We start from the raw sequence: 18,889 nt of genomic DNA, 5'->3' as shown, positions 1-18,889 counted from the left end.
GCATGGGCACCGGCCTGCTGCTGGGCGTGTTGAGCATCATCTCGGTGCTGCTGGCGCTGGCGGTCTGGCTGTGGGGCGCTGCCAGCAGCCGCGAGCAGCGCCAGGCCTCGCTGCAGCATGCCGAGCAGCAGCTGGCGCGCGGCAGCGCGACCGGCGCGGTCCCGGCCGGGCCTTCCGTGGCCGCGGCCAACGACCCGGCCCGTCCGGCCAGCAGCGGCAACCGGGTGCTGCCCTGGGACGGCGTGCTGCAGCGCGCTGGGCTGCAGCCGGGCTGGAAGCTGCCCCTGATGCTGCTGGTGCCGGGACTGGCGCTTGCGATCATTGCGGCGATGCGTCTGGGCACGGCCTGGATGTTCCCGCTGACCCTGCTGCTGTACCTGCTGGGCTGCTGGTTGTGGGTGATGCGCCGGATCACCAGACTGCGCGCGCAGCTGCTGCACCAGATGCCGGACTTCCTCGACAACCTGGTCCGCCTGACCGCGCTGGGCAACAGCCTGCAGGCGGCGTTCCAGGTGTCCTCGATGCAGACCAGCGCGCCGCTGCGCAGCCTGCTGGACACCACGGTGCGCTACGCACGCAGCGGCATGGACCTGGACCGTGCATTGAGCCTGGCCGCACAGCCCTATCGCATGGACGTGCTGAAAGTGCTGGCGGTGGTGATCGGAGTGAGTGTGCGCATCGGCGGCCGGGCCGACCAGATCCTGCAGCGCATGGGTGATTTCATGCGCGACCTGGAACAGGCCCAGCAGGAACTGGCAGCCACCACCTCGGAAACGCGCATGTCGGCCTGGGTGCTGGGCCTGCTGCCACCGGCCAGTGCCGTGCTGATGGCGATCTCCAGCCCCGCATTCTTCCAGCCGGTGCTGCACGACCCGCTGGGGCACAGGATCCTGCTGATCGCGCTCGGCCTGGAGCTGCTCGGGGCGTTCCTGCTGTACCGCCTGGCCAAATCGCTATGACCGCCCGCAGCCACCCCGGAGGTGCCCGATGAGTGCCAGCGCCTGGTTTGCCCTGTCGCTGCTGGTGCTGGCGGCCGGTGTGGCCTTGCTCGGCATTGCCGGCTGGGTGCGCAGCCATCGCGAGCACCGCACCTCGGCCACATTGAAGACCGCCCTGCAGCCGCGCGACGACGCGCGCGACACCGAAGCCACGCGCCGCGACTCGCTGGGCTGGATCGAGCGCTTCGGCCGCTCGCTCAGTGGCGGCCGCCTGGAGGCGGCGCTGCTGGCCAACGAGGACAAGCTGCTGCTGGACCTGGCCGGCTGGAACACGCGCCGTGGCACCGCCATCTATCTCGGCCTGCGCCTGCTGCTTGCGCTGCTGGTGCTGGCCCTGGCACTGGCGTTCAGCAGCGCGCACGGACTGGCCCGGGTAATGGTGGTGATCGGGGCGCTGGCGGCCGGGCTGCTGCTGCCCAAGTTCGTGCTGTCGTCGTGGGTCAAGCGCCGCCGCCGCGCAGTCGAGAACGAGCTGCCCCTGCTGATCGACCTGCTGCGCCTGCTGCAGGGCGTGGGCTTCAGCATGGACCAGAGCCTGCAGACGCTGGGCGACAAGCTGCGCGATGCGCTGCCGGTGCTGGGCGGCGAACTGCAGGAGGCCAATGTGGCCTATACCCACGGCCGTACCCGCGCACAGTCACTGCGGCGGTTGAGCGAGGTCTACGCCGATGACGACCTGGCCAGCCTGATGCAGCTGATCCTGCAGGTGCATGCGCATGGCGGCGCGGTGCAGGAACCGCTGCGCCAGTTCAGCCTCCGCCTGCGCGAACAGCGCCGCAACACGTTGAAGGAGAAGGTCGGCAAGCTGTCGGTGAAGATGACCGTGGTGATGATGCTGACCCTGTTGCCGGCGCTGATGCTGGTGCTTGCCGGTCCAGCGCTGGTCGCGCTGGCCACCACCCTGTCCAAGATGGGATCGCCCTGATGCCTGCCCTGCGCACCACCGCCGTGTTGCTTGCCGTCGCCCTCGCCGCCCTGGCCAGCGGCTGCGCCTCGACCACTCCCAAGTACGTGCGGGCGCCCAGCCTTGCGCCACCGGAACCGGACCCGCAGGACAGCCGCAACGCGTATCTGGAACTGATCGAGCGCATGCAGCAGCAGGGCGCCTGGTACGCCTCGCTGGCCCATGTGGAGGCATTCCGCCAACGCTACGGCGATCGCCCGGCCCTGCGCCTGCTGCAGGCCGACGCGCTGCGCGAGACCGGCCAGTCCGACGCCGCAGCCGCGCTGTACCGCGAGCTGTCCAGCGGACCGCAGGCAGCCGCCGCCGCGCATGGGCTGGGCCTGATCGCCGCACGCCGCGATGACGACGGCGGCGCCGAACGGGACTTGGCGCGCGCGACCGAGTTGCAGCCCTTGAACACCGACTACCTGGGTGACCTGGGCTATGCACGGCTGCGTGCCGGCCAGTTCGACCAGGCCCGCGAGCCGCTGGCCAAGGCGCTGGAACTCTCGCCCGGTAACGCCAAGGCCACTGCCAACCTCGCGCTCTGGGCGGTACTGCGTGGCGACGCCGCCACCGCAGAGCGCTTGTCGGTGCAGGCCAACCTCACCGAAGAAACGCGGCGCAGCATCCAGCAGCAGGCCCAGCAGATCCGCACACGCCTGCAGCAGCGCCAGGCCGCTGCCAGCGTCAACGCCCACGGGGCGGCGCGCACTGCCAGCGAAGGCAGCGGACGCGCGCCCGGCAGCACGCGGCTGGCGGCAGAACCGCAACGCGACCCACCTGACCCGCGCAATCCACAGCGCCTGCCAGCGTCGATGCTGGAACGCTTCAGCGCCACCGATCACCCGACCGGAAGCACACCATGACCGCGATGCGCCTGACCCGACGCCTGTTGCCTGTGCTGTCCTGCGTGCTTGTTGCCGGTGCCGTGCAGGCGCAGCAGCCGCCCTTGACCGGACAGATGCTCGGCGGCCCGTCGCCGTCGGCAGCGACCACCGCGCCGATGCAGGCCGAGCCGCTGCCCACCGTGGAGCTGCCCGCGCCGGCCGGGAGGAGGGTGGCGCCACCGGCAACCGTTGCAACCGACATCGCACCCCCGCCGCCGGCGCCGCGCACGCGCCTGCAGAGCGGCGAGGCCACCCGCAACCTGTTCCGCCTGCAGGCATCCGGGCAGCACGCTGGCCAGCGCCTGCCGATCCTGGGTGACCAGGCCACGTTGAGCTATGCGCGGTACCTGAAGAGTTTTGAGCACGAGATCCCGGACTTCTTTGAGACCGATGTTGCCCGGTCCAAGGACGCCGCTTCCTCCGGACGCTGAGGTCGGTCATGAGACGCGCACGCCAGTTCAGCTTCAGCCGCCCGCGCGGCGGCATGTCGGTCACGATGATGCTGGTCATGCTGGCGCTGCTGGCCATGCTGGGCCTGGTCGAGATCGGCTACCTGTTCTGGGCCAAGCGTGATGCGCAGAAAGTGGCCGACCTGGCGGCGCTGGCCGGCGCACAGCGGCTGGAGCTGTGCACCGCGGACAACAGCGACAACAGCGCGGCCCGGCAGAACGCACTGGCCCAGAACAGGTTCGCCGGCACCCTGCAGATCCGCTGCGGCAACTGGAGCGCCAGCCGGAGCACCGGCAACCGCTTCGTTGCCAGCGTCGATGCCAGCAACCCGCGCAATGCGGTCCAGGTAATCGCCGAGCGCAGCGTGCTGCCGTTCTTCGGCCAGAATGCCAGCCTGCCCACGGTAAGCGTGCAGGCGGTGGCTCGCCGCGCCGAGCCCACGGCGGTGTTCGCGGTCGGTTCGCAGCTGCTGCGCACCAATGGCGATTCTGTGCTGCTGTCGACCCTGCGCCTGGTCGGCCTGGACGTCACCAATGCCACCGTGCTGTCCTATGACGGCCTGGCGCAGGCCAACGTCACCCCTTCGGGCCTGTTGAAGGCCCTCAACATCCCGGTGAGCGCCAACCTCAGCGTGGCTGACTTCAACCGCCTGCTGTCGGTCAACAGGGTTTCGCTGGCGCAGCTGGTCGATGCCACCGCCACCGTGGTCGGCCGCGACTCCACGGTGGGCGCGCAGCTGCGCGCCCTGTCCGACCTGGTCGCCACCCAGCTGGACATCAACAAGCTCAACATCGTGCTTGGCAGCCAGTCCGGCGGCGGTGGCCTGTTCGCCGAGGTCGTCTCGCCCGACGGCACCGTCGGCAGCGCACTGGAATCACAGATCAACGTGCTCAACCTGATCAACACCGCGATCTCCATCGCCAACGACGGCAACGGCGTGGCAGTCAAGGGACTGGACCTGCTGGGCATCAAGATCCAGGCCGGCGTGGTCGAACCGCCGTCGATCGCCATCGGCGGCGTCGGCAGCCGTGCCTACAACGCGCAGGTCCGGCTGCTGGCGGACGTGGACAGCAACAACCTGTTCGCGCTGGGGCCGCTGCTGAATCTGCTCGGCACCCGCCTGCATCTGCCGCTGCACGTCGATATCGCCAACGGCATGGGCACGCTGACCGGCATCCAGTGCGGCGCAAGTCCCCCCAGGGCGACGATCCAGGTGGACGCGTCGGTACTGCGCGCCTGCGTCGGCAATGTCGACCCTGCGCAGCGCTTTTCCAAGGCCAATGTCTGCGACGCCACCCTGCAGAACGAACAGTTGCTGAAGCTGCTGGGCCAGCCATTGATCAACGACAGGATCACCCTGCCCGCCCTGACCAGTTCGCAGAACCTGACCCTGGCCGCTGGCGAAACCGGATCCACCCGGATCAATCCGCTCGCGGTCGGTGACGCGGTCTCCGGCCTGGTCAACGAACTGCTGCGCGTGCTGTCGGGCATGCTCAGCTCGCCCAAGCAGGGCATGAGCGCCAATGACACCGCCAAGGCGCTGGCCGACCGCTACCTGCAGGCGGCGTTCCCGCCCAACACCCGCTACGACGTCGACAAACTGATTCCCCTGCTGCGCGATGGCGATCCCAGCAAGCAGCTGGCGCCGCTCAACAGCTGGACCGTGCCGGGGGGACTGCCGTATGCGTGCGGGCTGCTGAACCTGACCACCTGCCACAAGGACGGCCCGGTCTGGGATGCGCTGAAGGTGACGGTGACCGGCCAGGGCCTCGGCGTCCTCGACGGGCTGCTGGGCTCGCTGGTCGGCGGCCTGCTGATCAACCGCTGCGACAGCCTGCTCGGCAACCTGATCGACTACAACGGCTGCGTGCGCAACAACCTGGCGTCGTACATCCAGACCGCACCGGCCGGCTTCCTCGATGGCGCCGGCGGCAGTGGCGTCGCCAACCCCGACGGCAGTGTCAGTTGCAGCGGGCTGCTGTGCACGCTGCTGAAGCCGATCCTGGCCGCACTGCGGCCGGTGCTCAACAGCGTCGGCACCCTGCTGACCAACCTGCTGGCCAGCGTGCTTGGCCTGGAACTGGGCCGGACCGACGTCAACGTGCAGTCGATCCAGTGCAGCGCCGCACAGCTGGTCTACTGAAATCGAGCCGTGACGGGCGCCCTTGGCGACGCCCGCGCCCATGCTAGACTCCCGGCGGGGAACCACCTTCAACTCAACCCACACTCATCCGTGGATGGTCTAGACATGCGAGAAACTTCAGGGGGCGCGGTCTTCGCCCGGTCCGCGCGCAGCGCGGCAGTGCTGGCCGTGGCGATGATGCTGGTGGCACCGGCGGCGATGGCGGCCCGTGGCGACCGTGAGGCGGCCGCCGAACCGGCGCGCAGCGCGCCGGTGGTGCGCAACACCGTGGACGAGCTCAAGCAGTTGATGGATTCGCGCCAGCTGACCGAGCTGCGCACCACCTACAACGGCAACTACGGCGCCAGCCTGCTGTTCAATGCCAACACCCTGACCTACTACGTCGCCCTGTTCCAGGAGAAGAACTTCTGGCGCGTGATCAAGACCGACGCGGTGGACAACGCCGAGCGTGTCTATCGCACCTTCGCGCAGCAGTCCGAACAGCTGGCCCAGGTCTACATCGACACCACCCGCCTTGAAGCGGGCAAGCGCTACACCGAGCGCCTGGTGGCGTACAACGAGGAACGCCTGCGCACCCTGCAGCAGGAAATGGAACAGCAGCAGGCGCAGTCGGCACAGGTCAGTGCCGCCCTGCAGCAGGCCCAGCAGCAGGCGGTCAGCCTCAGCACCGACGTGCAGAGCACCAACAGCCAGCTGGACGCCCTGCAGCGCCGCATCCAGATCCTGCAGGCCGAACAGGGCAACCCGGAGCTGAGCCTGCCCAAGCCGGACAGCCTGCCCGCACCGGCCGCGGCCAGCGACGGTCGCTGAGACCTGCGCTCACGGCATTGCACACGACGGCGCCCCAGGGCGCCGTTGTTGTTTCCGGCATGTTCGCGCCACCGCCTCATCGGCAGGCGTCATGCACCGCGTCATCCCATTGCCGGCGCTGCACGAAGTCGGTGCGTCGGCGCTTGAGCAGCGCCTGCTCGCGTTGGCGCCGCGCGCGCTCACAGGCCACCGCATCCGAACTGATCGTGATCAACGCGCCCCGGGCCCGCGTCGCACGCCGCGGCCGGGCGGACGCCTTCGGTGCCGGAACCACGGGAGCCGCAGCGCCGCGGGACAGTGACTGCTCTGCCGGCACGTCCCAGCGCCACGCCGCACGCCCCTGGCAGGGCGTCTGCTGGTAGACCGGATGCGGTCCGTCCACGCATTTGTAGACAAGGGTCTGGGCCGGTGCCGCCATGGGCAGCAGCAGGCACAGCATCAGCGACCATCGCGTGGCAGGCATCCTGCGTTCCTGTGGCGGGTTGCGCTCATCCTCGGCACGTGGCACCGGTCCCGCCAGAGCGATACGCGTCACATCCGCTGCAATCCGCCACAGCGGTGCAAGTCCCTCGCCCGCGTCTGCGCTGTACTGCCGGAGGCACCGGCAGACCGCCGATGCCTTCCCTCCCTTCCGCCAAGGAACCTTCAATGAGCAACTTCGTCACCGTCGCCGACGGCGCCCGCATCTTCTACAAGGATTGGGGTACCGGCCAGCCGATCGTGTTCGCCCACGGCTGGCCGCTGTCTGCCGATGCCTGGGACCCGCAGATGCTGTTCATGGGCCAGAACGGCTTCCGCGTGATCGCCCACGACCGTCGCAGCCACGGTCGCTCCAGCCAGACCTGGGATGGCAACAACATGGACACCTACGCCGACGACCTGGCGGCGGTGATCGAGGCGCTGGACCTGAAGGACGCGATCCTGGTCGGCCATTCCACCGGTGGCGGTGAAGTGGCCCATTACATCGGCCGCCACGGCAGCAAGCGCGTGGCCAAGGTGGTCCTGGTCGGCGCGGTGCCGCCGCTGATGCTGAAGACCGATGCCAACCCGGCCGGCACGCCGCTGGACGTCTTCGACGGCATCCGCAAGGGCACCGGCGGCGACCGCTCGCAGTTCTTCAAGGACCTGACCACCCCGTTCTTCGGCGCCAACCGTGATGGCAACAACGTCACCCAGGGCATGCGTGATGCGTTCTGGCTGCAGGGCATGCTCGGTGGCGTCAAGGGCCAGTACGACTGCGTGCACGAATTCTCGGAAGTGGACTACACCGAGGACCTGAAGAAGATCGACGTGCCGGCGCTGGTCGTGCATGGCGATGACGACCAGATCGTGCCGTTCGACGCCTCGGCCAAGCTGTCCTCGCAGATCATCAGGGATGCCGAGCTGAAGGTGTATGCCGGTGCCCCGCACGGCCTGACCATCACCCACGCCGAGCAGTTCAACACTGACCTGCTGGCGTTCGCACGCAAGTGATGTCCCGCGGCGGCGCCCCAGGGCGCCGCCGCTTCTTGGGTAGTGCCGGCCGCTGGCCGGCAACCCGATCATCCGTCGTAATCACGCACAGCCGGCCAGCGGCCGGCTCTACCCGTGGCGGGTCAGATGATCGACGTGCCGGCGCTGGTCGTGCATGGCGATGACGACCAGATCGTGCCGTTCGATGCCTCGGCCAAGCTGTCCTCGCAGATCATCAGGGATGCCGAGCTGAAGGTGTATGCCGGTGCCCCGCACGGCCTGACCATCACCCACGCCGAGCAGTTCAACGCCGACCTGCTGGCGTTCGCACGCAAATGATGTCCCGCGGTGGCGCCCCAGGGCGCCGCCGCTCCTTCGGTAGTGCCGGCCGCTGGCCGGCAACCCGATCATCCGTCGTAATCACGCACAGCCGGCCAGCGGCCGGCTCTACCCGTGGCGGGTCAGATGTCGGTGTGGTGATGCGGTACGGTGGCGGGCAACGGATCGTGCCCACCCACGAAGTGACGCACCACCGGCGCACGCTCACCGCGATGCAGTGCCCGCAGGGCTTCCTGGATCGCCCTGTCATCGGCGGTGATGCGCTCATGCTGGCGCAGGTGCTCCAGCCACGATGGGGTCACGAAATACTCCAGGTAAATCCCCGGGGTTGCCACGTCCTCGACCACGCCCCAGACCACCGCGCCATCGCGGCGACGGATCGTGCCCAGCGCGCGCATCTGCGCCTGGAACGCCGCACGATCGGCATCGTCGATGCGGTACTCGAGTGTCACCAGCACCGGGCCCCGATCATTCGATACCGGCACCGACAGTTCCGGCGCCGGCCAGTGTCCGGCAGGGCGCAGATTCAGGTCCTCGGTGCCTGCAATGCGCACCCGCCACACCAGCAGTCCTCCGATCACCGCGCCGGCGGCCGCCACCAGCAATGCCAGCTCCGGCGAAGTGCGTTGCGCCAGCGCGCCCCAGCTCAGGCCGCCGGCGGCCATGCCGGCGGAAAACACCATGATGTACAGCGCCAGTGCGCGTGCACGCACCCACGCCGGTACCGCCGTCTGCGCGGCGATCTGCAACGACGACAGCACGGTGATCCAGGCAAAGCCATTGACCAGCATCACCGCCGGCAGCACGTACCAGCTGCGGGTCAGCGCCAGCCCGACCAGGCTCAGCGCCAGCGACAACGTCGCCAGCAGCACCAGCAGGTCGCGGTCCAGCTGCGCGCGCAGCTTCGGCAACAGCAGCGCACCGCCCACCGCACCGATCCCGATGCAGCCCAGCAGCATGCCGTACTGCCCCGCCCCGCCGTGCATCTGCCCGCGCACCACCACCGGCAGCAGGGCGTTCATCGCTGCAGCGAAGAAGAAGAAGCCGACCGACTTGATCAGCACCGCCTGCAACCGCCCGGCGCGGCTGGCGTAGCGCAGGCCCGCCTTCAAGCCGGCGCCAAAGCCTTCCGGCGGCAGGCTGGACTGCTTCGGGTCGCGTTTCCAGCCCCACACCACAAACAGCATCGCGGCGAAGGTGATCGCATTGAAGCCGAACGCCCAGACCGCTCCCAGCTGGGCGACGATCACGCCGCCGACGGCCGGGCCGATCGAGCGCGCGATGTTGATGCCGATCGAGTTCAGCGCCACTGCCGAGGCCAGCATCGGCTGCGGGACCAGCTCGGACACGATCGCGGCCTGCGCCGGCATCGCCATGGCTGCACCGCAGCCCATGCAGAACGTCAGCAGCACCAGCAGCTGCGGCGTCAGCAGGTCCATCGCGGTCAACGCTGCCATCGCCGCAGCGACCGTCAGCATCCAGCCCTGCGTCGCCAGCAGGTATCTGCGGCGGTCAACGATGTCGGCCAGCGTGCCGGCGGCCAGTGCCAGCAGCACGATCGGCACCGTGGTGGCTGACTGCACCAGCGCCACCATCAACGGCGAGCCGGTACGCTCGGCCATCACCCAGGCGGCGGCCACGTCATTGACCCAGGTCCCGATGTTGCTGGCCAGGATTGCCAGCCAGATCGATCGGAACATCTGGATCTTCAGGGGGGACCAGGCGCCTTCGGCCGGTACGGGTTGCGACGCGTTTGCGTTCACCATTGCCATGCTCCAACGATCGAGGCGAACAACGTGTCCTGGCCACCGGCCTGCTTCAGCGCAGGACCGGCGTCGACCCAGGCCAGCTGCAGCTGCCATTGCCAGTGTTCGCTGGCCTGCCAGCGGGTTTCGGATTTGTACTGCGTGCCGATGCGGCGCGCGCCACCGGCACTGCCCGGCAACGCCAGCAGCGGCGCCGGCGTGGTGTAGACCGCATCGGCCCGGCGATGCTTCCACGCCATCTGTACGCCCAGTTCCGTCGTCACCGCGTCGCGCAGGCGCAGGGTCAGGGTCGGCTGCACGTCCATCAGATTGGCGGGGGCCAGCAGGCTGGCCTCGCTGAAGTAGGCCGATTTCGGGAACAGTGCATTGAAGGTGCCCACGCGACCATCGCGAAGGTTGCCGTCGCCACTGGCGATATCCGCCTTCAGCCCCAGCCGTGGTTGCAGCGGCCGCTCGGTCCAGCGCCAGCCGGTGTCGGTGGCCAGCGTCCAGGCGCGGACATCCAGCGTGCCGGCGACCGTCTGCAGTTCACCGCCCTGCGCCACCAGCTCGGTGTTCCAGTCCAGCGCACCGGCCTGGCCGTACCAACGCGCACCGAGGGTCTGCCGCCGCTCGGTACCGGAGCCCGCCGCAAAGCGCGCGCCTTCACGACGGTAGTCCAGCAGGTACAGATCCCATTGCCCTGGGCCACGACCCCGCGCGGTGGTCGCATACGCGCCCCACAGGTGGGCACCGCGTTCGCCGCGGTCATCGAAGGCGCCGGGTCGGTTCTCCAGCGGTCGCAGCGCCATCAGGTCCAGCGTGCCGAGGCGGCCTTTCCAGCCTGCACGGGCACCATCGAATGCCAGCCGGATGTTCGGCCCATCGCGCACCGACAACAGCCGCGAACTGCCATAGCCGGCTTCCTGCCGGCCGAGCTGCAGATGGAACCCACCGCGCTGCCAGCGCCAGTAGGCCTGCTGCACGTCCAAGGCGCCTCGGTCGGTACGGCCCGGGCCGCCTGCCTTGCCATTCTCGGCATGCACGCCCAGCTGCAGCCGTGCCTGCCAGTTGTCCTCGACATACGTGGCCGACGCCAGTGCACGCAGCAGGCCGTAGCCGTCTTCACTGCCGCCGATACCGAATCGGGCCGGGTCGTAGTACATCCCCCTGAGGCGCAGCGAGGCGTCCCATTGCACTTGGCCGTCGCCCACGTCGGTGCAGCGGGGGGCGTCACAGGCCAGCGCCATCCATGGCATGGCCAGCAGCGCCAGGCTCAGAACGCGAAGCACGAGCATCCCATCGCACCCCAGAAGGCGCTCAGGTCGTCGGTGGGCGCCGTATGCAGCGCGGCATGGCCGTGAGCACCATGCGTACTGCAGGCCACACCGTGATGGTGGCGATGCGCGGCGGCCAACCCGGTGGCGGCGCCGCCAACGTGGTAGCCACCGAAGCGGTTGACCGGCGACCAGTCCGGCATCGCCGGCGGCAGCTGCGGCGCCAGGCCGGCGTAATCGCCGTCGGCGTGCACGATGCGGCCGCCGACCACGGTCAGCAGGCTGGTGATGTCGGCGATCTGCGCGTCATCAACGCGGAAGAAGTCGGCCGAAAGCAGGATGAAATCAGCCAGCTGGCCAGCTTTCAGTGTGCCCTTCACTGCTTCGTCGCCGGAGAACCAGGCACTGCCCTGCGTCCACAGGCGCAACGCCTGCTCGCGTTCGAGCAGGTTCTCCTCGCCATACAGCGCCAGGCCGCCCACGGTGCGCCCGGTCACCAGCCAGGACAACGCCACCCACGGGTTGTAGCTGGCCACGCGGGTGGCATCGGTACCGGCACCGACCGGCACGCCTTCGGCCAGCATGCGCCTGACCGGCGGCGTGTGCCGCGCAGCCTGCACACCGTAGCGCTCGACGAAAGCTTCGCCCTGGTAGGCCATGCGGTGCTGCACGGCGATACCGCCGCCCAGCGCACGGATGCGTTCGATGTTGCGCGGGGTGATGGTCTCTGCGTGGTCGATGAACCAGTGCAGGCCATCGAACGGCACCTCGCGGTTGACCTGTTCGTACACATCGAGGATGCGGGTGATGCTCTCGTCGTAGGTGGCGTGGATACGGAACGGCCAGCGTTTCTCGACCAGCAGCTTCACCACGTCGTGCAGTTCGGGCTCAAGCTCCGGCGGCAGTTCCGGGCGCGGCTCGTTGAACAGCTCGAAGTCGGCTGCCGAGAACACCAGCATCTCGCCGGCACCATTGTGGCGCAGCAGGTCGTCGCCCTGGCGCGGCTGCAGGATTTCACTCCAGCCACGGAAGTCATCCACTTCCTTGCCCTTGTTCTGGGTGAACAGGTTGTAGGCGATGCGCACTGTCAGCTGGTCATCGCGGTGCAGCTGCTCGATGACCTGGTAATCCTCGGGGTAGTTCTGGAAGCCGCCGCCAGCGTCGATCACCGAGGTGACGCCCAGCCGGTTCAGTTCGCGCATGAAGTGGCGCGTCGAATTGGCCTGGTACTCGATCGGCAGGCGTGGCCCCTTGGCCAGCGTCGCATACAGGATCAGCGCATTCGGCTTGGCCAGCAGCAGCCCGGTCGGATTGCCCAGCGAATCGCGCACGATCTGCCCGCCCGGCGGATCCGGCGTGTCCTTGCTGTAGCCGCACGCACGCAGCGCGGCGCGGTTGAGCAGCGCGCGGTCGTACAGGTGCAGCAGGAACACCGGCGTATCCGGCGCGATGTCGTTGAGCTCCTGCAGCGTCGGCAGGCGCTTCTCGTTGAACTGTGCGGCGGTGAAGCCACCGACCACGCGCACCCACTGCGGTGCAGGGGTGCGGTCGACCTGGGCCTTCAACATGTCCAGGGCGTCGCCCAGCGAACGCAGGCCGTCCCAGCGCAGTTCAAGGTTGTAGTTCAGGCCACCACGGATCAGGTGGGTATGGCTGTCGTTGAGGCCAGGCAGCAGGCGCCTGCCCTGCGCGTCGATCAGCGTCGCTTCATTGCCCCAGCCGCGCATGATCTCCTCGTCGCTGCCGACGGCGACGATGCGGCCCTCCTGCACGGCCAGTGCCTGGGCATGCGGCTGCTGCGGGTCGAGGGTGGTGATGCGGGCATTGCGGATGACCAGGGTGCTCATGCGACGCTCCTTGGAAGTGGAATCGAGTGCGGCAGCGGCGCGACCGGCCAGGCCGAGCGCAACCGCGGCGCCGCTGGCCAGCATCACGGTGCGGCGGCCGTGGTCGAGGGGATCGTGACTCATGCGAAAGCTCCCGGAAGTCGTAGGCCATCCAGCGCCCAGGCCCCCGGCCCGGCCAGCGCGAGGGCCAGCAGCACCGTGGTCCACATCAGCGGGTACTCACTGCCGCCGCGCATCCAGAACCAGCCCTTGGGCAGGGCCAACAGGACGGTGAAGCCGATGAAGGCAGCGGCGGCAAGCGCGGCGATGCGAGTCTGCCAGCCGAGCAGCACGGCCAGCCCGGACAGCACCTGCAGCAGGGACAACAGCAGCGGCAACGGCGCCACTGCCGGCAGCCCGAAACCGCGCAGCTCTGCAGCAAAGCCATGCAGCCCGGGTCCACCGAACCAGCCGAACAGCTTGCCCAGCGCGTGCGGCAGCAGGAAGCCGCCTGCCGCCACGCGCAGCATCAGCAGGGCCAGGTCGAGGCCATGGCCAGCCAGCATGCTCAGTGCCCGCCTTCCTGCGCGCCGAACATGCGCTTGGCGTACTGGATGCCGATGCCATAGCCGCCGGCGTGGTCGCGGGCGATGCCGGTGGTCAGGTCGTAGGTTTCACCCCGTGCCCAGTCGCGCTGCAGTTCGAGCAGGTACTGCACGCTGGTCATCGGCACCGCGCCGGCCTGCACCATGCGGGCGATCGCACGCTCGTGCGCTTCTTCGCTGACGTCGCCGCAGGCATCGGTGATCACATGGACCTCGAACCCCTGCGCCAGCGCCGACAGCGCCGGCCCAACGATGCAGACGCTGGTCCACAGGCCGGCAAGAACCAGCCGGCGCTTGCCGATGCGGTTGATCTCATCGATCACCGGCTGGTCTTCCCAGGTGTTCATCGAAGTGCGGTCGAACACCGGCTGGCCCGGGAAGATCTGCGGCAGCTCCGGGAACATCGGGCCGGAGAATGACGTCTCGGCCACCGTGGTCAACACGACCGGCACGTTGAACCCCTTGGCCCCCTTGCTGATCAGCGACACGTTGTTGCGCAGCGCGGAGATGTCGATGGTGTGGGTGGCGAACGCCATCTGCGACTGGAAGTCGATCAGCACCAGGGCGTGGTCGGTCGGCGACAGCAGGGCCGGGGCGGGCGTGGCGGTGGCAAGGCTCATGGATGGACTCCGTGGGAAACACGATCATGGGGAAGCAACAGGGCGGCGTCGCCGGCCCGATACTGGCCGGGGCTGCACCCGGTCTCCGCGCGGAAGCTGCGGACGAAATGGCTCTGGTCGAAGAAGCCCAGCTGCTGGGCCAGGCACGCCATCGGCAGCTGCGCACCCGGCAGCAACTGGCAGGCGCGCTGGATGCGGCGGCGGCGCACATAGCGCAACGGGCTGGCGCCGGTGCCGCTACGGAACAGGCGCACCAGATGGAAGCGGCTGACGCAGGCGGCGGCCGCCAGCTCGGTGACCCGCAGCGGCTGCGACAGGTGCTCATCGACATAGCGCAGGGCTCGCTGCAGTGCGGCGGCCTGCTGCGGGGCAAGCGGGATGGCGGACGGATCGGGCGGACTGACGGTGGCCATGCGGGGCGCCGCGAGGGGGTGGCCCATGGTGCGCGGCCGGCGTGCGATGCCCTACCCCCGTCGGTCGAGGCCGGCGCCTACCCGAATGGGGGAGGCCGACGGCCGAGCAGGCGGCGCCCGAACCAACGCGCGTCCAGCGAATAGGCCCCCGGCCCCACCATCAGCAGCGCCGGCGGCAACACCACCAGCGGCCAAGGCGCCTGCTGCGCGAACATGCCTGCGACCGCCATCATCGCCGCCAGGGGGGTCAACACCCCCAGCGCGAGCATGGCCGCCGCCAGCAGGCACAGCAGCCACCAGCCGGCGTGCACGCCGGGCGTGCACAACGCCGAAGCCAGGCACAGCCGCAGCCACAGCAGGCCAATGCCCGGACCGCGGTCGGGGAACATCACGAACAGGCGCTGCATGGATGCGCTCCGGGAGTCATGCCGGCGTGATAGCCGACGGCGACGCCCGTTGCCTACCCCGTTCGGGTCACCCCGGGCTGCCCCACACCTGCCAGAATGCGCGCCATGCGTGGCCGCCCCTTCCCGTTCCTGCGTCGCCTGCCGGCGCTGCTGACGTGCCTGCTGCTGTTGACCGCCCTGCCCGCCCTTGCCGTGCAGCGCCCGCCGGTGAGCGGTGGCCTGCCCGATTACGAACACACGGCCTGGCGGGTCGGCCAGGGCGCGCCCGGCGACATCTGGGACATCACCCAGGACCGGGACGGCCTGTTGTGGCTGGCCACGGGCTCGGGCCTGTACCGCTTCGATGGCCGCCGTTTCGAACGGCAGCCGGCCCCGGCCGGCAGCCACTTCCCGTCCACCAACATGGTCACCCTGGCCCATGGCCACGACGGCGCCCTGTGGATCGGCTACTTCCAGGCCGGCATCAGCCGCTTCGCGCAGGGTCAGCTGCACAGCTATGGCCGCCAGCAAGGCGTGCCGGTCGGCGTGGTGCCGCACTTCAGCCATGATCGCGAGGGCCAGCTGTGGGCGGCGATCAATGGCGGGCTGCGCCGGTTCGATGGACAACGCTGGCAGCCCATGCCGGCCAGCGCCGGGCTGCCCGAGCGCCGTGTGCAGTGGGTGCTGCACGACAGCCGGGGAACGTTCTGGGTAGTGGCCGACCTGAGGATCTGGATGCGTGCCGCCGGTCAGGCCACGTTCAAGGACACTGGCATCGCCGTCTCGCAGATGGCGACGCTGGCCGAAAGCCCGCAGGGCGAAGTGTGGCTGGCCGACCGCGTGCGCGGCACGTCGCCGCTGGCCAATGCGCAGGGCCTGCTAGCGGACAGCGAGCGTGAAGCGCGGCGGCTGCCGGCGCTGGTCGCCGCGCGCCTGCAATTTACCGCCGACGGTGCGTTGTGGGCCACGATGAGCCCGCACGGCGGCGTCGCCCGCGTCACCTTCGCCGGCACCCAGGCCGTGCGCATGGAGCGCTTCGATTCGCCGCACGGGCTGACCGCCACCTCGGCGGTGCCGATCATCGTCGATCGCGAAGGCAATCTCTGGGTCGGCACCAATCTCGGCCTCAACCGCTTCCGCGCACGCAGCGTGCACACCCTGGTGGTCGGCCCGAGCGACCCCTACCGCTCGCTGGTACGGGCCAGCGATGGTCGCGTGTATGGCTATGGCGAAGACCTCAGGCCCTATGACCTGCAACGCCAGCTGCTGGATGGCAGCGCGCCGCAGCTGCAGGCCGCCGCGCGCCAGGCGCCCACGCCGATCTGGCAGTTCGACTGGGTCAACCTTGCGCGCACGGTGGCCGGCCACACGACATTGATTCCGCTGCCGGCCCCGTTCACCGGGCAGCCCCTGCACGCCCTGCTGTTCCCCGACGACACCCAGGCCTGGGTCTGCACGGGGGAGCGTGGCGTCCTGCAGTACCTGCACGGCCAATGGCGGCAGGAAGGCCGTCTGCCCGAACAGGCCTGCTCATCGCTGGCGCTCGATGCCCGTGGCCAGCTGCTGCTCGGCTATGCCGATGGCCGTCTGCGCCGGATGGGAGCCACCCGCATCGACACCCTCGACGCCCGCCAGGGCCTGTCCGTCGGGCCGGTCACTGCGATACTGCAGCATCAGGAGCTGCTGCTGGTGGCCGGCGAGGCCGGCCTGGCCGCACGTCTGGGCGAGGGCCGTTTCGTTCCGGTGCGCACCGACATGGCCGGTGTGCTGGAAGGCATCACCGGCATGGTTGCCGATCCGAACGGGCACCTTTGGCTCAACGGCAGCCGCGGCCTGGTCAGGCTGGAAAGCGGCCCGTTGCGCGCGGCCCTGCGCAGCGGCCAGCCGGTCACGCCGCGCCTGTTCGATGCGATCGATGGCATGCCCGGCATCGCCCTGCAGAGCGGGCCGATCGCCACTGCCGTCCTGGCCGATGACGGCCTGCTGTGGCTGGCCACCAACCAGGGCCTGGCCTGGCTCGACACGACCCGTTCGCACGTCAATGCGATGGCGCCCAGTGTCCGCATCGGCGAAGTGCTCTATGGCAGCATGCATGCGCCACTGCGCGACGGCCTGCGCCTTCCAGCCGGCACCAGCCAGTTGCAGATCGACTACGTGGCGCTGTCGCTGGCGCGCCCGGAACGCAACCGCTACCGCTACCGACTGTCCGGCGTCGACGACGGCTGGCAGGACGCCGGCAGCAGCACCCGCGCCTACTACACCAATCTGGCCCCGGGCAAATACCGGTTCGAGGTCGAAGCGGCCAACGAAGACGGCATCTGGAGCACCGCACCGGCCAGCCGCAGCTTCCGCATCGCCCCCACCTTCGTGCAGACGGTGTGGTTCAAGCTGCTGTGCGCCGCCGCGATACTTGCGCTGCTGGTGATGGCGGTGCGCATCCGCAGCGGGCAGCTGGCCGCACTGTTCCGCGCGCGCCTGCAGGAACGCAATGGTGAACGCGAACGCATCGCACGCGACCTGCATGACACCCTGTTGCAGGGCAGCCAGGGCCTGATCCTGCGCCTGCATGCGATCAGCCAGTCAGCGCAGACCCCCGAGCCGGTGCGCAGCCAGCTGGAATCGGCGATGCAGCTGGCCGAACGCAACCTGGCCGAGGGCCGCGAGCGGGTCAATGCCCTGCGCGAGGGCCCCTTCGCCGGCCGCGACCTTGCCTCGGCGCTGGCCGATGTGCACGCCGAGTACGCCGGGCACGGCACCAACCCACTGCGCTTGACCGTCGAAGGCACGGCGCCACCGCTGCAGGCCGACGCGGCCGAAGAGGTGTTCCTGATCGGCCGGGAGGCCATCCGCAATGCACTGCGCCACGCCAGTGCCAGCGCCATCGAAGTAGAGCTGTCCTACGGCGCGCGTTGCTTCCTGCTGCACGTGCGCGATGATGGCGTGGGCATCGCCGACGAAAATGCAGGCCATGGCCATTGGGGCCTGCAGGGCATGCGTGAGCGCGCGCAGCGCCTCGGCGCGGAGCTGCAGCTGTGGACCCGCCCCGGGCTGGGCACTGAAGTCGCGCTGGCGGTTCCCGCCCGGCGCCTGTATCACCGCCGCCCCTCACGCTGGCGGTGGCCCTGGAGAAGAACGTCCCATGAGTGAGTCCCCTGCCCCGATCGGCGTGCTGGTGGTCGACGACCACCCGTTGCTGCGTGACGGACTGGCTGCGCTGCTGGGCGCCCAGCCCGACCTGCGCCTGCTGGGCGAAGCCGCCGACGGCGAGGAAGCCATCGCCCGCTACCAGCAACTACGGCCGGACGTAGTGCTGATGGACCTGCAGATGCCACGCCTGGATGGCGTCGAGGCCATCGTGCGGATCCGCGCGATGGACCCGCGCGCGCGCATCATCGTGCTGACCACCTACCGTGGTGACGTACGCGCGGTACGGGCACTGCAGGCCGGCGCCAGCGCCTACCTGCTGAAGGACATGCTGCGCCACGAACTGGTCGATACCATCCGCATGGTCGCCGGTGGCCGCCGCGCGCCGATTCCGCCGGCGGTGGCGGCCAGCATTGCCGCGCACGTGGTGGAAGACCGGTTGTCGCCGCGCGAGACCGAGGTGCTGCGGCATGTGGCCGGTGGCCTGTCGAACAAGCGCATCGGCGAGCGCATGCAGATTTCCGAGCAGACGGTGAAGGCGCACATGAAGAGCCTGATGGACAAGCTCGGTGTGGGTGATCGCACCCATGCGGTCACCCAGGCACTGCGGCGCGGCATCATCAGCCTGGACGACAGCGGGCACGATTAGCGAGTGTTCGGCAGGGCCTGCAGCCCTGCACCCGCGGTAGTGCCGGCCGCTGGCCGGCAACCTCGGCAGCAACGGCAACCACAACAGCAACAGCATGGATTCCGTGGGATGGCGGGTGGTAGGTGTCGACCTTGGTCGACACGGTAGATCCACGCCATGCGTGGATGGATCTCTGTCAGATATCGAAATACATCTGGGG

At 69.2% G+C, this 18,889-nt stretch carries 17 protein-coding genes and 1 pseudogene; 10 read left to right on the top strand and 8 right to left on the bottom strand.

The window, feature by feature from the left end; all coding sequences use genetic code 11:
- Nucleotides 1-2: 2 nt before the first annotated feature.
- From AC5P9C_RS03210 to AC5P9C_RS03185, 6 genes are all read left to right on the top strand, one after another.
- Nucleotides 3-959 carry a type II secretion system F family protein gene (locus AC5P9C_RS03210; RefSeq protein WP_049467647.1) on the top strand — a complete coding sequence of 319 codons (957 nt, stop codon included), beginning with the start codon at nt 3-5 and terminating at the stop codon, nt 957-959.
- Between the two features lie 28 nt (nt 960-987).
- Complete coding sequence (locus AC5P9C_RS03205; RefSeq protein ID WP_343541422.1) at nt 988-1,923, top strand: type II secretion system F family protein; 936 nt, start codon at nt 988-990, stop codon at nt 1,921-1,923.
- On the top strand, nt 1,923-2,810 hold the full coding sequence (locus tag AC5P9C_RS03200) for a tetratricopeptide repeat protein (RefSeq protein ID WP_343541420.1): 888 nt from the start codon (nt 1,923-1,925) through the stop codon (nt 2,808-2,810). Before AC5P9C_RS03205 ends, AC5P9C_RS03200 begins: the two co-directional genes overlap by 1 nt.
- On the top strand, nt 2,807-3,262 hold the full coding sequence (locus tag AC5P9C_RS03195; RefSeq protein ID WP_343541419.1) for a DUF3613 domain-containing protein: 456 nt from the start codon (nt 2,807-2,809) through the stop codon (nt 3,260-3,262). The genes AC5P9C_RS03200 and AC5P9C_RS03195 overlap by 4 nt, the downstream gene beginning before the upstream one ends.
- 8 nt (nt 3,263-3,270) lie before the next feature.
- On the top strand, nt 3,271-5,424 hold the full coding sequence (locus AC5P9C_RS03190) for a TadG family pilus assembly protein (RefSeq protein ID WP_150826788.1): 2,154 nt from the start codon (nt 3,271-3,273) through the stop codon (nt 5,422-5,424).
- Nucleotides 5,425-5,529: 105 nt separating this feature from the next.
- Nucleotides 5,530-6,234, top strand: a complete 705-nt coding sequence (locus AC5P9C_RS03185) for a DUF2968 domain-containing protein (RefSeq protein WP_049470692.1) — start codon at nt 5,530-5,532, stop codon at nt 6,232-6,234.
- 76 nt (nt 6,235-6,310) lie between these two features.
- Here the strand turns inward: AC5P9C_RS03185 and AC5P9C_RS03180 are convergent, their stop codons facing one another.
- Nucleotides 6,311-6,697 (bottom strand): hypothetical protein, encoded by a 387-nt coding sequence (locus AC5P9C_RS03180; protein ID WP_164082318.1) that lies wholly within the window; start codon nt 6,695-6,697, stop codon nt 6,311-6,313.
- Nucleotides 6,698-6,882: 185 nt separating this feature from the next.
- On the opposite strand from AC5P9C_RS03180, the gene AC5P9C_RS03175 reads away from it, so the two are divergent.
- Nucleotides 6,883-7,707, top strand: a complete 825-nt coding sequence (locus AC5P9C_RS03175; protein ID WP_074725351.1) for an alpha/beta fold hydrolase — start codon at nt 6,883-6,885, stop codon at nt 7,705-7,707.
- A gap of 129 nt (nt 7,708-7,836) precedes the next feature.
- Nucleotides 7,837-8,025 (top strand): annotated as a pseudogene (locus AC5P9C_RS03170) (alpha/beta fold hydrolase); the annotation flags it as partial.
- 122 nt (nt 8,026-8,147) lie between these two features.
- Here the strand turns inward: AC5P9C_RS03170 and AC5P9C_RS03165 are convergent.
- The 7 genes from AC5P9C_RS03165 to AC5P9C_RS03135 all read right to left on the bottom strand — a co-directional run bounded on the left by AC5P9C_RS03165 (nt 8,148) and on the right by AC5P9C_RS03135 (nt 14,918).
- A complete protein-coding gene (locus tag AC5P9C_RS03165; protein WP_343542225.1) occupies nt 8,148-9,791 on the bottom strand; it encodes an MFS transporter in 1,644 nt (547 codons plus the stop codon).
- Nucleotides 9,785-11,068, bottom strand: coding sequence for an alginate export family protein (locus AC5P9C_RS03160; RefSeq protein WP_343542223.1), 1,284 nt, complete (start codon nt 11,066-11,068; stop codon nt 9,785-9,787). The genes AC5P9C_RS03165 and AC5P9C_RS03160 overlap by 7 nt, the downstream gene beginning before the upstream one ends.
- The gene (locus AC5P9C_RS03155) at nt 11,047-12,894 is read right to left on the bottom strand and encodes an amidohydrolase (protein WP_343542226.1); all 1,848 of its coding nucleotides are present in this window, start codon (nt 12,892-12,894) and stop codon (nt 11,047-11,049) included. The genes AC5P9C_RS03160 and AC5P9C_RS03155 overlap by 22 nt, the downstream gene beginning before the upstream one ends.
- Before the next feature lie 119 nt (nt 12,895-13,013).
- Nucleotides 13,014-13,439 (bottom strand): DoxX family protein, encoded by a 426-nt coding sequence (locus tag AC5P9C_RS03150; protein ID WP_074725355.1) that lies wholly within the window; start codon nt 13,437-13,439, stop codon nt 13,014-13,016.
- Between the two features lie 2 nt (nt 13,440-13,441).
- Entirely contained in the window at nt 13,442-14,098 is a 657-nt protein-coding gene (locus AC5P9C_RS03145; protein WP_343542220.1) for a hydrolase, read from the bottom strand.
- Nucleotides 14,095-14,511, bottom strand: coding sequence for a helix-turn-helix transcriptional regulator (locus AC5P9C_RS03140; RefSeq protein WP_049465175.1), 417 nt, complete (start codon nt 14,509-14,511; stop codon nt 14,095-14,097). The genes AC5P9C_RS03145 and AC5P9C_RS03140 overlap by 4 nt, the downstream gene beginning before the upstream one ends.
- 77 nt (nt 14,512-14,588) lie before the next feature.
- Nucleotides 14,589-14,918 carry a hypothetical protein gene (locus tag AC5P9C_RS03135; protein ID WP_049465174.1) on the bottom strand — a complete coding sequence of 110 codons (330 nt, stop codon included), beginning with the start codon at nt 14,916-14,918 and terminating at the stop codon, nt 14,589-14,591.
- Between the two features lie 96 nt (nt 14,919-15,014).
- Here AC5P9C_RS03135 and AC5P9C_RS03130 point away from each other — a divergent pair, with 96 nt between their 5' ends.
- Nucleotides 15,015-18,044, top strand: a complete 3,030-nt coding sequence (locus tag AC5P9C_RS03130; RefSeq protein WP_414615276.1) for a sensor histidine kinase — start codon at nt 15,015-15,017, stop codon at nt 18,042-18,044.
- On the top strand, nt 18,037-18,690 hold the full coding sequence (locus AC5P9C_RS03125) for a response regulator (RefSeq protein ID WP_057493747.1): 654 nt from the start codon (nt 18,037-18,039) through the stop codon (nt 18,688-18,690). The genes AC5P9C_RS03130 and AC5P9C_RS03125 overlap by 8 nt, the downstream gene beginning before the upstream one ends.
- Nucleotides 18,691-18,889 lie beyond the last annotated feature (199 nt).

The sequence above is a fragment of the Stenotrophomonas sp. YJH_SMC_10 genome (genome assembly GCF_059371555.1).
The sequence above is the reverse complement of the archived record's forward strand: the minus strand, read 5'-3'. Positions and strand labels throughout refer to the sequence as shown.

Bases quoted from the DNA above. Each gene is read 5' to 3' on its own strand.
- AC5P9C_RS03210 (WP_049467647.1), top strand. From the start codon at position 3: ATGGGCACCGGCCTGCTGCTGGGCGTGTTGAGCATCATCTCGGTGCTG.
- AC5P9C_RS03205 (WP_343541422.1), top strand. From the start codon at position 988: ATGAGTGCCAGCGCCTGGTTTGCCCTGTCGCTGCTGGTGCTGGCGGCC.
- AC5P9C_RS03200 (WP_343541420.1), top strand. From the start codon at position 1,923: ATGCCTGCCCTGCGCACCACCGCCGTGTTGCTTGCCGTCGCCCTCGCC.
- AC5P9C_RS03195 (WP_343541419.1), top strand. From the start codon at position 2,807: ATGACCGCGATGCGCCTGACCCGACGCCTGTTGCCTGTGCTGTCCTGC.
- AC5P9C_RS03190 (WP_150826788.1), top strand. From the start codon at position 3,271: ATGAGACGCGCACGCCAGTTCAGCTTCAGCCGCCCGCGCGGCGGCATG.
- AC5P9C_RS03185 (WP_049470692.1), top strand. From the start codon at position 5,530: ATGCGAGAAACTTCAGGGGGCGCGGTCTTCGCCCGGTCCGCGCGCAGC.
- AC5P9C_RS03180 (WP_164082318.1), bottom strand. From the start codon at position 6,697: ATGCCTGCCACGCGATGGTCGCTGATGCTGTGCCTGCTGCTGCCCATG.
- AC5P9C_RS03175 (WP_074725351.1), top strand. From the start codon at position 6,883: ATGAGCAACTTCGTCACCGTCGCCGACGGCGCCCGCATCTTCTACAAG.
- AC5P9C_RS03165 (WP_343542225.1), bottom strand. From the start codon at position 9,791: ATGGTGAACGCAAACGCGTCGCAACCCGTACCGGCCGAAGGCGCCTGG.
- AC5P9C_RS03160 (WP_343542223.1), bottom strand. From the start codon at position 11,068: ATGCTCGTGCTTCGCGTTCTGAGCCTGGCGCTGCTGGCCATGCCATGG.
- AC5P9C_RS03155 (WP_343542226.1), bottom strand. From the start codon at position 12,894: ATGAGCACCCTGGTCATCCGCAATGCCCGCATCACCACCCTCGACCCG.
- AC5P9C_RS03150 (WP_074725355.1), bottom strand. From the start codon at position 13,439: ATGCTGGCTGGCCATGGCCTCGACCTGGCCCTGCTGATGCTGCGCGTG.
- AC5P9C_RS03145 (WP_343542220.1), bottom strand. From the start codon at position 14,098: ATGAGCCTTGCCACCGCCACGCCCGCCCCGGCCCTGCTGTCGCCGACC.
- AC5P9C_RS03140 (WP_049465175.1), bottom strand. From the start codon at position 14,511: ATGGCCACCGTCAGTCCGCCCGATCCGTCCGCCATCCCGCTTGCCCCG.
- AC5P9C_RS03135 (WP_049465174.1), bottom strand. From the start codon at position 14,918: ATGCAGCGCCTGTTCGTGATGTTCCCCGACCGCGGTCCGGGCATTGGC.
- AC5P9C_RS03130 (WP_414615276.1), top strand. From the start codon at position 15,015: ATGCGCGCCATGCGTGGCCGCCCCTTCCCGTTCCTGCGTCGCCTGCCG.
- AC5P9C_RS03125 (WP_057493747.1), top strand. From the start codon at position 18,037: ATGAGTGAGTCCCCTGCCCCGATCGGCGTGCTGGTGGTCGACGACCAC.